Raw genomic sequence first — 14,319 nt, 5'->3', positions numbered from 1 at the left:
GCAGTTTAGTCAGGCTGATGGTGCAGCAGCAGCGGTAACAGCCAGCGAACTGCCTGAGCGCTCATCTCCTGTACGCTGTCATCATCCAGCCGACGCAGCAACCGTTGCAGGTAGGGATCGCTCCCCTCGCCCTCAACCTGATAATTTCCCTGCCAGCACTGCAATAGCTTTCCGCGTGCCTGTCTCTGCGTGGCATCATCATGCTGCAATACGCCAGCCTTTTGATCAAAGCACGCCTTCAGCCAGGCACCGCCGGAAGCGGTGAGCAACAGAGGCGCACGCATCCCCTGGCGGTAACCATCAATATAGTCAACCAGCTGCTGCTGCGCGGCATCGGCAGCCAGCGGCGGGAAGCGCCATACGCTCTCTTTACGCCCCAGCATCAGGCTGCTGCCGCTGCCACCCATGGCGCAGTAAACCAGATGTTCCAGCCATAGCGTTAAGCCATCATGGAAGTTCAGGATCCCCGGACGCCAGCGCAGCAGCCCGTTGTCCTGTACCTGCGTCAGCCAGCCGCTAAGCGTAAACCCGCCAGGCGTTAGCGAAACCTCCCAGCTTTCCGCCGCCGCACGCTGCTCTCGCACCCGCGCGGCCAGCTCGCTCATTTCCGCTTCCTGTTCCTGCCAGAACAGTTCACCAAATGCGCCGTAAGGCAATGCTCCGGCAGCGCGCTGCCGGGCATACAGCTTGCCACCTTCTTTTCCGTCAATCAGGCTGTTAAGCAACAGGCTGTTGACCTGATAACGGCTCAGGCCATCAAGAGAAAACGGTTCCGCATCCGGCAATCCGGTCTCTTCCAGCTGGAAGCTGACGCCGAGCCGTAAGCTGAAAAAAGCCCGAACCGGGTGACGCCAGAAACGAACCAGCCTGTCAAAATCGATGACCGTTTCGCTCTCTTCCGGCAGCGACTGCATAAACGGCGGATGGGCAGTTCCCTGTCCGCTGGCAGCGGGCAGCCATTCGGCAGCAAAGCTGCGAAATTCTGCCTGTGGGTGGAAATTCTCCACCGCAAACGGCATACGACTGTGCAGATGATGCAGGTGTTTCACTACCGCTTCAGCGCTGGCGTCTGCATCTCTGGCGCTGTCTTCGGCCAGGCAGAAGCTCTGGCTGATGTATTCCACCAATTCACTGACCAGCACCGACGGATAACGTTCCGTATTATCCTGTATCGAGCGAGCAATATAGCTGATATACAGCTGCTGCTGCGCCGAGTTGAGTGCTTCAAGGAACAGATAGCGGTCATCGTCGCGACGGCTGCGATCGCCCTTTTGCAATTGCTGACTCATTAAGTCAAAGCCCAGCGGCGGCAAGGTACGCGGATAGACTCCGTCGTTCATACCCAGCAGGCACACCACTTTGAAGGGAATTGAGCGCATCGGCATCAGGGTACAGAAATTGACCGGGCCGGCAAGGAATCGCTGGCTGATCCGTTGCTGGTCAAGGCGCGATGACAGCTCATCGCGCAGCAAGGTGAGCGGCACGGCCTGTTGATATCCGGCCTGCACGCCGTAGTTAATCACCTGCTGCCACTGTTCTTCAATCAGCGCCAGCGCGGCTTCTGTTTCTGCATCGCTGATAAAAAAGTCATCCAGCATCCGGCGACACAGCGGTAACCAGCTATCTAACTCGCGCGGTTCACTTAACCACTGCTGCCAGCGGTTGAGCTGCATCAGCAGTTCGGCCAGGTTTCCCGCCAGTTCGGCAATCAACCCGCTGGACTCGTCAAAGGGCAGGATCCCCTGCCAGTCGCCCGCTTCGCTGTTCATGGCATAGCCCAGCAGCATGCGCGTCAGGCCAAAATGCCAGGTGTGCTGGCCGGTGGCGGGCAGATCGAGATTGCGCACGCCGTCATCGTCCAGCCCCCAGCGCACCCCCGACTCCGCTACCCAGTGGCGCAGCAGGCGCAGTCCCTCCTCGTCTATGGCGAAACGGCTGGCAACGGCGGGTACTTCCAGCAGGGCAAGCACTTCCTCTGCGGTAAAGCGGCTGTCCGGCAGACTGAGCAGCGAAATAAAGGCCTGAAGCGCCGGATGCGCCTGGCTGGCACGGCGGTCAGAAATGGCAAACGGCACGGCACGATCGGCTGGTGCATTGCCAAACACCGCCTGAATAAACGGCGTATAGGCATCGATATCGGCGACCATGACGATGATATCCCGTGCGGTCAGCGTCGTGTCGTCTGCCATCATCGCCAGCAGCCTGTCCTGCAACACTTCAACTTCACGCTGCGGGCTGTGGCACAGGTGAATCACTAGCGAACGGTCATCCGCAGCCAGGATGCGTTTGCTGCGGCTGTTCTCCCACTCGCTTTTTTGCAGGCCGATCACCGCATGATCTTCCAGCTCCAGCAGGTCGCGCTTGAGCGTTTGCAGCAGGTTGGTAGGTTCAATATCAACAAAGGCGAACACTTCGTTTGGTTCCATCTGCGCCAGCAGATAGAGATTATCGCGCCCCAGCTTCCCCCAGGAAGCCAGCAGCGGGTTGCTGGTCTGCTGCTCGCCAGCGTCATTAAACAGCGAGGAAGCGTTTTCGGCATCACGAAACTGCGGGACAGGCCGGCCATCCAGGTAATGTCGACGGTGACGGCTTTGCAGCCTGGCGAGGAAACCGTAGTCCTGAATGTCGCCCCAGTAGTAACGACAAGGGTTGGTAAATAACAGATGAATATCAATATGTTTTCCCAACGCCTGCAGCGCCTGCAGATAGACCGGCGGCAGCGCCGAAATACCGCAGATAAACACCCGATCCGGCAGATTTGCCGGGCGCGAGCTGCTGTTTTCCAGCCGGGAAATAAAGCGTTGATAAAGATTGGCACGGTGCCATTCCGGTTGCCCCAGCCGCCGGGTGTATTCCACCAGCGCGGCCCACAGCGGGGCCTGCCATATCTGAGCCTCCCCCAGCCCTTCTGTCAGCCGGCCCTTTTCCCAACCGTTCAGCCACTGCGGACGATAGACCAGGTACTGGTCAAACAGATCTGCCACGCGCGATGCCAGCTGGAAGAGCTTGCGTTTATCATTATCGTCGCTCAGATAGTGACGCAGCATGGTAAAGGCTTCTCCCGGCAGCATATCGGGAAGGATCGCCATCAGCTTCCAGCTCATACTGGATTTGTTAAACGCGCTCTCCTTAGGAATATCAGGCAGTACGCGCACAAACATGTCCCAGATAAAGCTGGCGGGCAGCGGGAAGTCGATATTGGCAGCTATACCAAACTGTTCGGCCAGCGACATTTGCAGCCACTGCGCCATGCCGGGGCTTTGCACCAGTACCACCTCAGAACACAGCGGATCGCGCAGCGGCTGGTTTTCAATCTGCCAGCAGGCCAGCGTTTTCAGCACGTCCAGCTGATTCGAGTGATAAACGGTAAACATGCAAATCTGCCCCTTAATGATGTCGCGGTGGGTACTGTAACCCGTTCCGCACGGCTTGAAAACGTTGCACGCTATCAGCGTTCATGTTGGCAGTTCAGTTGGGTCAGCGCAGCTTGCCGCCCTGCCGGGCTGGTTACCTGTGCACTGAGCAACCGGCAACCTGCGGGGCCGCTGCGCGAGCTAAGCTGGCTGTGCCAGCCCGTGGTCTCATTAACCGGCAAATTACCCTGCAGGCGTTGAAAAGCCTGACGCCAGGCTTCACGCTGCTGCCAGTGCTGTTGAAACCCCTGCCCCAACACCTGCTGATATTTCATCAGCGCAGTTAAACTGACGCTAAACAACAGCAGGGCAAACAGCGTTTCAACCAGGCTGAACCCGCGCTGGTTATGTGGGCTACTCCACATCGCAACCTCCTTTTTCCGTCAGAGGGCAGAAGTCCAGCCAGCCGTGTGGCCGGGGCCGCAGTCCGCCTGAACGGGACTTATCCATCCAGTGATACAGTGCCAGCGTCTGCGGCCCGCTATCGGCGCGCAGCAGCATGCGCGTAAAGTGCAGACAAGCACGCCAGCGGTACTTCCCCTGCTGCCGGCACTGCCAGCCTTCGGCAGCTGGCCAGGAGAGACGCTGGCCCCAGGCCAGCGCCGACGTTGCTGCGGTAAATTGTTGCAGATAAATCCGTTCGTCGCCGACCAGGCTGTTTGCGTCACTGAGCTGTCGCCGCGTGGCGTTAAGCATCAGCGTACCCATTAGCAGCAGGATGATCACCATGATCAACGTACCACCGCCGCGCTGGGAAGCCAGGTTCACTACAGATTCTCCGCCATCAGCCAGTGCTCGACGGTAAGCGAAACGTCAGGCCAGGCTTTAGCAAATCCGCTGAGCGTCACCTTAATCAGCCGGTGACGCATTTCCAGCCGAAAAGCACTGATAGTGATAAGCCGGGGTTCGTTCAGGCGTTCCCAGCCGCCGCCTTCGCAGCTGTCCACTCCGCGCTGCGTCTCAAGGTTTTTGCCGCGTAGTCGATAGCCGTAAAAATCACTGTCCTTGTGCCCCGTCCCTTCCCACCGACCGTTACTGTTTTCATCCCAGCGCACCAGCAGACAGCTGCCATCAGCGCGGCCGATGTGTAACCCCTTTCCCCGGCATGTACCATTACAGTAACCGGCACGCCGCACGGCTTTTTCCAGGGTCCGCATCATCTGTTGAAGTTCCTCATGCAGCTGTGCCTGCATCATTAAACGCAGATTTTGCGTCTGTATCATCGGCAGCGTGCGCGCAGCGCCGAGTAACAGCAGGCTACCCACCGCCATAGCAATCAAGATTTCCAGCAGCGTGAAGCCCTGTGCTTTCAGCGGCATTGCTCCTCCGACTGCGCGCAGATGCGCACCCGGCCACGGGCAGAGAGGATCACGCGCCGTTCACCAGCGGGACTACTGATCACGATTCTGCCAGCGTGAGCCACGCTGTTTTTGCCATAAAACCCTGTTCCCGCAGTGATTTCCTGCACGCGTATTCCAGGGTGCGGCGCCGGAAGAGCGTGCCGCATTCCGCGGCGACAGCGTGCTGGTACACTTCCTGCCCCCAGACACCAGCGCGCACCGGGTTTAAGCCACAGCAACCGCACTGCGTTATGCCAGTTCGCATCGCTGCGTATGCGTTGCAGCAGGTACCGGATCTGCTGCGCGCAGTCATCCAGCTGCTGCCGCTGCTGCCAGTCGTGCCAGCCTCGCCAACCTCCCAGGCTGAGCAGACAGGCGATGGTGACCGCCACCAGCATTTCCAGCAGCGTAAAACCGGATATATTTCTTGTTTTCATGCCCGGCAGTGTGCGCTTTTCTCCAGCGGTTGCCAGCGTCAACTAATGGTGATGCGAGCTTCCTTCCGGGATAATGGTGATGTTGCATGAGCATTCATACAGGTTAAGATGCGGCTTCCAAAAGGGAGAAATTTTGATGCCTGATACCGATCTGGTCGACATCAGCGTTGCGCTGCCACAGGTGAAAATCGATTTGAAGTACGCCACGGCGGACAACATTACCGGGCGAGCGATCTATCTTGAAAATCGCTGTCTGCTACATCCGAATGCCGTCGCAGCGCTGCTGCAAAGCTCGCGCATTGCACAGCTGGCTGGCTTCACCCTGTTGATTTACGATGCATATCGCCCACAGCAGGCACAGCAAAATCTATGGCTGGCCTGTCCGGATCCGGACTATGTCGTCCCGCCAGGCTTGGGGTCTAACCATTGCCGCGGTACGGCGGTGGATGTAACGCTGGTGGATAATGAAGGCTGGATTGTCGATATGGGAGCCGGCTTCGACGAGATGCATCCGCGTTCTCATGCGTATCATCCTGCTGTGCCAATGCAGGCTCAACGTCATCGTCTGTTGCTGAACGCGATCATGTCTGGTGGGGGGTTTTGTGGCATTGCCACCGAATGGTGGCATTTTGAACTGCCTCAGGCGGCAAGCTACCCGCTGCTGCCTGAGCAGTTTGGCTGCCATCCCTTGAAATCAGGGGGTTAGCTTCAGACAGCCACCGGCGCTTTAATGGCCGGGTGCGGATCGTAACCTTCAATCTCAAAATCATCGAAACGATAGTCAAACAGCGAGGCCGGTTTACGCTTAATCAGCAACTTTGGCAATGCGTGTGGTTCACGCTGCAGCTGTAGACGTGCCTGTTCCAGGTGATTGCTGTACAGGTGGGTGTCACCACCGGTCCAGACAAAATCGCCCACTTCGAGGTCGCACTGCTGCGCGATCATGTGTAACAGCAAAGCATAGCTGGCAATGTTGAACGGCAGGCCGAGGAAAATATCGCAAGAACGCTGATACAGCTGGCAAGAAAGCTTGCCCTGCGCCACGTAGAACTGGAAAAGGGCATGGCACGGCGCCAGCGCCATCTGGTCCAGCTCGCCGACATTCCAGGCAGAGACGATCATGCGTCTTGAGTCAGGATCGCTTTTAAGCTGTTCGATAACCTTGCTTAACTGGTCAATCTGTCTCCCGTCTGCGGTTCCCCAGCTGCGCCACTGCTTGCCGTAGACCGGGCCAAGATCGCCATTTTCATCCGCCCATTCGTCCCAGATTGACACCTTATTTTCTTTCAGATAAGCCGTATTGGTATCGCCGTTCAAAAACCACAAAAGCTCATGAATAATCGAACGCAGATGGCACTTTTTGGTGGTGACCAGCGGAAAGCCCTGTTGCAGATTGAAACGCATCTGGTGACCAAAAATTGACAGCGTACCGGTGCCGGTACGGTCGTCTTTCGGCGCGCCCTGCTCAAGCACATGCTGCATTAATGCCAGATACTGTTTCATTTTGCCTCTCGAATTCGTTGCTGCGGGCGGCGACGATACGCCCAAATCATCATAATCACTCCGGCCAGAATCATCGGCAGCGACAGGATTTGTCCCATGCTGATGCCGCTGAACAGGCCAAGCTGCTGGTCGGGCTGACGGAAAAACTCAACGATGATACGGAACGCGCCGTAACCAACAAGGAAAAGCCCGGATACTGCGCCCATCGGACGCGATTTACGGATAAACAGGTTGAGAATGATGAACAACACCACGCCTTCCAGCACCAGCTCATAAAGCTGCGAAGGGTGACGCGGCAATACGCCCCAGGTTGCCAGCAGCTGCTGCCATTCCGGGTGCGTTGCTACCAGCGCGATATCCTCGCTACGTGAGCCGGGGAAGAGCATTGCCCACGGCAGGTTAGGGTCGACCCGGCCCCACAGTTCACCGTTAATAAAGTTGCCGAGGCGTCCTGCGCCGAGGCCGAATGGGATCAGCGGCGCGATAAAATCAGCGACCTGGAAGAAATGACGTTTGCTGCGGTGAGCAAATACCAGCATCACCACGATGACCCCAAGCAAACCACCGTGGAATGACATGCCACCATCCCAGACTTTGAACAAATACAGCGGATTTTCCAGGAACAGCGACATATTGTAAAACAGCACGTAGCCAATACGCCCGCCGAGAAACACCCCAAGGAAGCCGGCATACAGCAGGTTTTCAACTTCCTCTTTTTTCCAGCCGCTGCCTGGCTTGTTAGCACGGCGCACGGCCAGCCACATGGCGAAGACAAAGCCCACCAGGTACATCAGCCCGTACCAGTGCAGTGAAACCGGTCCGATGGAGAAGATCACCGGATCGAATTGAGGGAAAGCCAGATAGCCGTTATTCATCTTTCACCATTATTAAAGTCCGTCTTGACGGGGAGCCGTGCGCCAAAGGCGATATAAGAAAGCGCGGATCATAGCATAAAGCGAGTTAATCTGGTCCGGGGAGCGGTAAACTTCGTCAGGCGTCATCACCGACCGGCGCTGTTTCAGCGGCCGCCTCTGATTAATCCCCCCAATCCTTGCTGCTCCATAAAGCTGACCACCTGGTGACGCACCTCACTGGCCAGCTGCGCTTGCAGCCCGCTTTCGGCCAAACGCTGTGCTTCTTTCAGTTCGATATGGCGCAGCAAATACTTCACGCGCGCCACGTTGCGACCGTTCATACTAAGGTGGTGATAGCCCAGGCCAACTAACAGCACCACGCACATTGGGTCACCGGCCATTTCACCACACAGGCACAGCTCAATGCCGGCCTGCCGGGTGGCGTCTGCAATCGCTTTCAGCGCGCGCAGCATCGCCGGATGCAGGCTGTCATACAGGTTGGCCACGCGAGTATTGTTGCGATCTACCGCCAGCAGATACTGGGTTAAATCGTTGGTGCCAATAGAGACAAAATCGACCCGCTGCCGGAGCTGGTCGATCATAAAGATCATCGACGGCACTTCAATCATGATGCCGAGGCGAGGCAGCGGGATGGCGTAACCCAGCATCTCTTCAACTTCACGCGCGGCGCGGTCCAGCAGCTTGCGGGCTTCGTCGATCTCCTCAAGGCTGCTGACCATCGGCAGCAAGATGTTAAGGTTGTCGCTGGCAACGTTGGCTCGCAGCATTGCACGTAGCTGGACGAGGAAGATCTCTGGCTGATCGAGCGTCAGACGGATCCCGCGCCAGCCAAGACAGGGGTTTTCCTCGCTGATCGGCATATAGGGCAGCTGTTTGTCCGCACCAACGTCCAGCGTTCGCAGCGTGACTGGCTTATCAAGGAACAGCTGTAACATGCCCTGATACTGCGCCACCTGTTCTTCTTCCGACGGAAAACCGCTTTGTAGCATGAACGGGATCTCGGTACGGTACAGGCCAACCCCATCCACCCGGTTACCCAAAACCTGTTCATGTTCAGCGCTCAGTCCCGCATTGAGCATCACCTTTACCTGCTCACCGCTTTTTAACGTGCCGGGCAGGAAAACGTTATCTTCTGCCAGCTGGCTCAGTTCGTTTTCTTCGCTGATCAGCCGCTGATATTCCTGTACCAGCACCGGTTCAGGGTCGACCAGCAGCTCGCCGCGATAGCCGTCGACGATCAGCAGGCGGCCGTTCATCAGTTCAGGCTGAATATCGGCACCCATTACCGTCGGAATGCCCATCGCCCGCACCATAATGGCCGCATGCGAGTTCGCAGCCCCGTCGCGTACAACCACGCCCACGAGGCGATCGTGCGGCAGTTCAGCCAGCGTGGTGGCGGTCAGCTCATCGGCCACCAGCACAAAACGTTCAGGCCAGGTGTTGGTCCCCTGCATGGTGTCATCAAGGTGGAACAGCAGACGCTGGCCAAGAACGCGCAGATCCCCGGCCCTTTCGCGCAGGTAGCTGTCCTGCAGGCTGGCAAACTGGGCGGCAAACTTCTCTACCACTTTTTTTACCGCCCATTCGGCAACCGAACCGGCATCAATCTCGGTCTGCAAATCCTGCTTAAGACGCGCATCGCTCAACAGGTGAGAATAGAGATCGAAGATGGCCGCGCTCTCTTTGTGCATGCTGGCAGTGAAGCGCTTGCTGTAGCGGCGGAACTCGTTCGAGGCTTCGCTAAGCGCCAGCGCCAGACGCTCACGCTCGCGCACCGTGTCCAGCGTTGAGGCAGAGAAGACGTTCTCCAGCGAGGGCTGACTGGAGTCAACCCAACCTTTGGCAACAGCAACGCCGGGAGCGGCTGCCAGCGCGCGAATGCGGGTTTGTCGGTACTGGCCAAACAGGGCATTTAGCTGCGACTGTGAAAGGATCCCCGCCATCTGAGTGGCCAGCGTGACCAGAAAAGACTCTTCACTTTCGTCAAACTGGCGGTGCTCACGTTGCTGAACCACCAGCACGCCCAATAGCTGGCGCCTGCTGATAATGGGCACGCCAAGAAAAGAACGGAAACGCTCTTCTTTCACGGAGGGAACGTATTTAAAACTGGGGTGTTTTTGGGCGTCAGCGAGGTTGATCGGCTCTGCCAGCCGGCCGACTAACCCGACGATCCCTTCATCAAAAGCCAAAGCAACCGTGCGCCCACGCGGCTTCTTCAGCCCGCGCGTTGCCATCAGGTAATAGCAGCGGCGGTCGTGGTCGGCAAGATAGACCGAGCAGACTTCGGTATCCATCGCCAGACAAATTTCGTTAACCAGGATATCCAGCGCCTCGGTAAGCCGGGGCGCTGCCGCCACTTTTTCAACTATTTCGCGCAGCTGTGTGAGCATAATCTACGTGGCTTAACCTCTCTTTCGTCGATATCCTGGCGTATTTCTCTGTACGACACTCTCCTGCAGGGGCATGACCGCACTGGCGAACTCTTTCATTACACGACGATAAACATCACGTTTAAAAGAGACCACCTGGCGAACCGGGTACCAGTAGCTCACCCAGCGCCAGCCGTCGAATTCTGGCGTGCTACTGGTTTGCATATTGATATCCGCGTCATTGCACATCAGCTGCAGAAGGTACCACTTCTGTTTTTGGCCGATACAAACCGGCTTTGTGTCCCAACGCACCAAACGTTTCGGCAACTTATATCGTAACCAGTTACGGGTCGCAGCAAGGATGCGAACATCTTTGCGGTGCAGGCCGACTTCCTCGAACAGCTCGCGGTACATCGCCTGCTCCGGGGTTTCACCAGGATTAATCCCCCCCTGAGGAAACTGCCAGGAGTGCTGACCAAAACGCCTGGCCCACAAAACCTGTCCCTGCCTGTTACAAATTACGATACCAACATTCGGGCGGTAGCCATCATCATCGATCACCGGACTACCTCAAACTAAAACTGGATGTTCTGATTGTTTCATACTCCTTACAGACGGTAAACCACTGCTTTTAGGCGATCCCGATGAATCAGTCTGGGATAACTGTCGGCAAATCGCAAAGTTATGAACAGAATTGCGGATAAAAGCGCAATCTTATTCACGTTTTCTGTGGATAGCTTTGTGTAGAACTCTGTTAACAGATGGGGAAAACTTTAATTACAGCGCGGTGTGCCAATTTACAATCTAAAATTAAATTCATATTAATCAAAGGATTTTATCATCAATCACCACTTTTACTCTTGTTGTCATACCGCTGTCATATCAGCCTGAACCGCCGCTGGTGAAAGATCGAACGCTTATGACTTTATCCACAGAATATGTCGATTAGTTCGGCTGGATCAGGGTAAAACTTGATAGAAACGTCCGCGTCAAGGCTGTAAATGGAAACAGTATTCGGTTTAACTGTGAGTTATCCCACTTTTCTGTGGATAACTACCCCGGTGATCCTGTTCATTGCCGGTGACAAGCCGGGTAAAACCGCCGCGTAGGGTTAATGATCAGCCGGCTGATGCCATAAAAAAACACCATATATCATGCTATTATTAGCATTAACCCCATTTCCTGTACTGAAAGTGGGGGGGCAGATAAAAAGCGCCTGTTTTTTAAACAAATACGGAAGCGATGATGAACGCTGAGATTGATCGGATCCTGCCACCGCAAGACGAAGATGAGCTGCTGGCTCGCGCCAGCGCTCTGGCGGGCTACACGCTGGGGGAACTGGCGTTGCGTATCGGATTACCTGTTCCGCGTGATTTGAAGCGCGATAAAGGCTGGGTCGGCATGCTGTTGGAACGGTATCTTGGCGCCAGCGCGGGCAGCAAACCCCAGCAGGACTTCGCCGAGATTGGCGTAGAGCTGAAAACCATTCCGGTTGATGCAGCAGGCCGCCCGCTGGAAACCACCTTTGTCTGTGTGGCTCCGCTGACCGGTAACAGCGGAGTCACCTGGCACAACAGCCACGTGCGGCACAAGCTGGCGCGGGTGTTGTGGGTTCCGGTAGAGGGCGAGCGCAGTATTGCGCTGGAGCAGCGGCGCGTGGGTGCTGCAATGCTATGGAGCCCGAATGAAGACGAAGAGCGCCAGCTGCAAAGCGATTGGGAAGAGCTGATGGATATGATCGTACTGGGTAAGGTGGATCAGTTAACCGCCCGTCACGGTGAAGTGCTGCAAATCCGCCCAAAGGCCGCCAACAGCAAAGCGCTGACTGAAGCGATTGGCCGCAACGGGCAGCCTGTCATGACGCTGCCGCGCGGCTTTTACCTGAAGAAAACCTTTACTGCTCCGCTGCTTGCCCGCCATTTTTTGTTGTGACCGCGCTGTCGTAAACCGTACGCTGAAAAGCGTGAAGTAAAATTTCTCATGCCGCAGTCAACCTGCGTATAATCTCCGTTTATATTTTGTTTAAGTTAAAGGTGTAACGAAATAATGTTTGAATGGATTACCGATGCCAATGCATGGTTAGCCCTCGGAACGTTGACCATCCTCGAAATCGTTCTCGGTATCGATAATATTATCTTCCTTTCGCTGGTGGTGGCGAAGTTACCGAAGCATCAGCAACATACCGCCCGCCGTCTGGGTCTGGCCGGTGCAATGCTGATGCGCCTCGGTCTGCTGGCTTCCATTGCCTGGGTTATTCGCCTGACCGACCCGCTGTTTACCCTGATGGATCACGACTTATCCATGCGAGACCTGATACTGCTGGGCGGCGGACTGTTCTTGTTGTGGAAGTCAGGTACGGAGATTTATGAAACGATTGAGGGCGGTTCTGGCGAGCATAAAACCAACGTGCACTCCTTTATGGGTGCCATCGTACAGATTATGCTGCTGGATATTATCTTTAGCCTCGACTCGGTTATCACGGCGGTCGGCCTGTCCGATCATCTGATTATTATGATGGCTGCAGTGGTGATTGCGGTGCTGATGATGATGTTTGCCGCGCGTACTATTGGCGATTTTGTTGAACGCCATCCGTCGGTAAAAATGCTGGCGCTGGCGTTTCTTATTCTCGTGGGCTTTACGTTAATACTGGAGAGCTTCCGCATCCATATACCCAAAGGTTACATCTATTTTGCTATGTTCTTCTCCATGGCGGTAGAAAGTCTCAATCTGTTACGTAACAAAAAACAGCCCCGCTGATCGCGTTCCGCTACCCTGGCCAGTGGCCGGGGTGGTACAGACAAAGCTGACGGGTTTATCATTCATCACTCCTTTTTGGGGATCATACTGTTTACCCAACAAAAAAAGCGTTTATTACTACACTTAGATTTGGCTATAAGAGATGCAGGGAGATGAATATGAATCAGATTTTTGCCGCCGCGGCGCTGGGCCTTGTCGTGATGATTAGCGGCTGTAGTAGCGATTACGTAATGGCGACCAAAGACGGTAAAATGATCATGACCGACGGAAAGCCCCAGATTGACAAAGAGACCGGGCTGGTGAAATATACCGATCAATCCGGTCATGAACTGCAAATCAACGGTGATGAAGTCTCCTCTATGGTTGAACGGTAATTCACGTTTTGTTACCTGGTAACGTACGATGTCAGGTGGCAGCTACCAACCTTCCCGCTTATTCGCTTCTTTCCCACCCGCCTGGCGCGGTTAAATTCGCTCCCGGAGGATCGGCTGCGTGACCCGTCAACGCCTGGTAGTCTTCTCCTGTTGCGGACGTAGCTTAAGTCCCCGACCTTCGCCTAATTAAAAGGAAGCCCGCAATGCATTACCACCGTATTCCCCACAGCACCCTCGAAGTCAGTTCTTTGGGGCTGGGCACCATGACTTTTGGTGAGCAAAACAGCGAAGCTGATGCCCATGCACAGCTGGATCTGGCTCTGAGCCGCGGCATCAACCTGGTCGATACTGCCGAAATGTACCCGGTGCCACCGCGCCCGGAAACACAGGGACTGACAGAACAGTACATTGGCAGCTGGCTGAAGGCACGGGGCCACCGCGACAAGATCGTGCTGGCTTCAAAAGTGATCGGGCCGATACGCGGTACGGATGCCTCAATTCGCCCGAACCAGGCACTGGACCGTAAAAACATTCGCGCCGCGCTGGAAGCCAGTCTGAAACGCCTGAACACCGACTATCTTGATCTCTACCAGCTGCACTGGCCCCAACGCCAGACTAACTACTTCGGTAAGCTAAACTATCAGTACAGTGAAGATACCGCCACGGTTACGCTGCTGGAGACGCTGGAAGCGCTGGCTGAACAGGTGCGTGCCGGTAAAATCCGCTATATCGGCGTGTCAAATGAAACCGCATGGGGGGTGATGCGCTATTTGCAGCTGGCTGAGAAACATGAGCTGCCGCGCATCGTTAGCATTCAGAATCCCTACAGCCTGCTGAACCGCAGCTTTGAAGTGGGGCTGGCGGAAATCGCCCATCATGAAGGCGTTGAGCTGCTGGCTTATTCCAGCCTGGCATTCGGTACTCTGAGCGGCAAATACCTGAACGGCGCTAAACCCGCCGGGGCGCGCAACACGCTGTTCAGCCGCTTTACCCGCTACAGCGGTGAGCAATCTGAACAGGCCATCGCCGAATATGTAGGCCTTGCCCGTCAGCACGGGCTGGATCCCTCGCAAATGGCGCTGGCCTTTGTGCGCCAGCAGCCGTTCGTTGCCAGTACCCTGCTGGGCGCGACTTCGCTGGAACAGTTAAACAGCAATATCGACAGCTACGATGTCACGCTGAATGAAGAGGTTCTTGCCGGGCTGGAGGCGATCCACCGCCGCTATACCTACCCGGCACCGTGATCCTCTG

14 protein-coding genes are annotated in these 14,319 nt (G+C 55.9%); 5 read left to right on the top strand and 9 right to left on the bottom strand.

Going from position 1 to position 14,319, the window contains the following annotated elements; all coding sequences use genetic code 11:
* Nucleotides 1–5: 5 nt before the first annotated feature.
* The 5 genes from recC to JGC47_RS03565 form a co-directional block, all read right to left on the bottom strand.
* Nucleotides 6–3,374, bottom strand: a complete 3,369-nt coding sequence (gene recC, locus JGC47_RS03585) for an exodeoxyribonuclease V subunit gamma (protein WP_004155726.1) — start codon at nucleotides 3,372–3,374, stop codon at nucleotides 6–8.
* Nucleotides 3,375–3,448: 74 nt separating this feature from the next.
* Nucleotides 3,449–3,778 carry a prepilin-type N-terminal cleavage/methylation domain-containing protein gene (locus JGC47_RS03580; protein ID WP_004155724.1) on the bottom strand — a complete coding sequence of 110 codons (330 nt, stop codon included), beginning with the start codon at nucleotides 3,776–3,778 and terminating at the stop codon, nucleotides 3,449–3,451.
* Entirely contained in the window at nucleotides 3,768–4,181 is a 414-nt protein-coding gene (locus tag JGC47_RS03575) for a DUF2509 family protein (protein ID WP_004155723.1), read from the bottom strand. Before JGC47_RS03575 ends, JGC47_RS03580 begins: the two co-directional genes overlap by 11 nt.
* Nucleotides 4,181–4,732, bottom strand: coding sequence for a prepilin peptidase-dependent protein (locus JGC47_RS03570; protein ID WP_004155722.1), 552 nt, complete (start codon nucleotides 4,730–4,732; stop codon nucleotides 4,181–4,183). The genes JGC47_RS03575 and JGC47_RS03570 overlap by 1 nt, the downstream gene beginning before the upstream one ends.
* Nucleotides 4,723–5,190, bottom strand: a complete 468-nt coding sequence (locus JGC47_RS03565) for a prepilin-type N-terminal cleavage/methylation domain-containing protein (protein WP_004155720.1) — start codon at nucleotides 5,188–5,190, stop codon at nucleotides 4,723–4,725. Before JGC47_RS03565 ends, JGC47_RS03570 begins: the two co-directional genes overlap by 10 nt.
* Nucleotides 5,191–5,326: 136 nt before the next feature.
* Here JGC47_RS03565 and ddpX point away from each other — a divergent pair, with 136 nt between their 5' ends.
* Nucleotides 5,327–5,896: a D-alanyl-D-alanine dipeptidase gene (gene ddpX, locus JGC47_RS03560; RefSeq protein WP_013036200.1), complete on the top strand. Its 570-nt coding sequence runs from the start codon at nucleotides 5,327–5,329 to the stop codon at nucleotides 5,894–5,896.
* Between the two features lie 2 nt (nucleotides 5,897–5,898).
* Here ddpX and thyA read toward each other — a convergent pair whose 3' ends face one another.
* The 4 genes from thyA to rppH form a co-directional block, all read right to left on the bottom strand.
* A complete protein-coding gene (gene thyA, locus JGC47_RS03555) occupies nucleotides 5,899–6,693 on the bottom strand; it encodes a thymidylate synthase (RefSeq protein ID WP_004155702.1) in 795 nt (264 codons plus the stop codon).
* The gene (gene lgt, locus JGC47_RS03550) at nucleotides 6,690–7,568 is read right to left on the bottom strand and encodes a prolipoprotein diacylglyceryl transferase (RefSeq protein ID WP_004155700.1); all 879 of its coding nucleotides are present in this window, start codon (nucleotides 7,566–7,568) and stop codon (nucleotides 6,690–6,692) included. The genes thyA and lgt overlap by 4 nt, the downstream gene beginning before the upstream one ends.
* Nucleotides 7,569–7,711: 143 nt before the next feature.
* Nucleotides 7,712–9,958 (bottom strand): phosphoenolpyruvate--protein phosphotransferase, encoded by a 2,247-nt coding sequence (gene ptsP, locus JGC47_RS03545; protein WP_004161826.1) that lies wholly within the window; start codon nucleotides 9,956–9,958, stop codon nucleotides 7,712–7,714.
* A 12-nt stretch (nucleotides 9,959–9,970) separates the two neighbouring features.
* The gene (gene rppH / locus JGC47_RS03540) at nucleotides 9,971–10,498 is read right to left on the bottom strand and encodes an RNA pyrophosphohydrolase (RefSeq protein ID WP_004155696.1); all 528 of its coding nucleotides are present in this window, start codon (nucleotides 10,496–10,498) and stop codon (nucleotides 9,971–9,973) included.
* Nucleotides 10,499–11,179: 681 nt separating this feature from the next.
* On the opposite strand from rppH, the gene mutH reads away from it, so the two are divergent.
* The 4 genes from mutH (at nucleotide 11,180) to JGC47_RS03520 (ending at nucleotide 14,312) form a co-directional block, all read left to right on the top strand.
* Entirely contained in the window at nucleotides 11,180–11,869 is a 690-nt protein-coding gene (gene mutH / locus JGC47_RS03535) for a DNA mismatch repair endonuclease MutH (RefSeq protein WP_004155693.1), read from the top strand.
* 114 nt (nucleotides 11,870–11,983) lie between these two features.
* The gene (locus tag JGC47_RS03530) at nucleotides 11,984–12,694 is read left to right on the top strand and encodes a TerC family protein (RefSeq protein WP_004155692.1); all 711 of its coding nucleotides are present in this window, start codon (nucleotides 11,984–11,986) and stop codon (nucleotides 12,692–12,694) included.
* A 158-nt stretch (nucleotides 12,695–12,852) separates the two neighbouring features.
* On the top strand, nucleotides 12,853–13,068 hold the full coding sequence (locus JGC47_RS03525; RefSeq protein WP_004155688.1) for a YgdI/YgdR family lipoprotein: 216 nt from the start codon (nucleotides 12,853–12,855) through the stop codon (nucleotides 13,066–13,068).
* A 203-nt stretch (nucleotides 13,069–13,271) separates the two neighbouring features.
* The gene (locus JGC47_RS03520; protein ID WP_004155686.1) at nucleotides 13,272–14,312 is read left to right on the top strand and encodes an NADP(H)-dependent aldo-keto reductase; all 1,041 of its coding nucleotides are present in this window, start codon (nucleotides 13,272–13,274) and stop codon (nucleotides 14,310–14,312) included.
* Nucleotides 14,313–14,319: the final 7 nt, after the last annotated feature.

This window comes from Erwinia amylovora, from assembly GCF_017161565.1.
GTDB lineage: Bacteria > Pseudomonadota > Gammaproteobacteria > Enterobacterales > Enterobacteriaceae > Erwinia > Erwinia amylovora.
The sequence above is the reverse complement of the archived record's forward strand: the minus strand, read 5'-3'. Positions and strand labels throughout refer to the sequence as shown.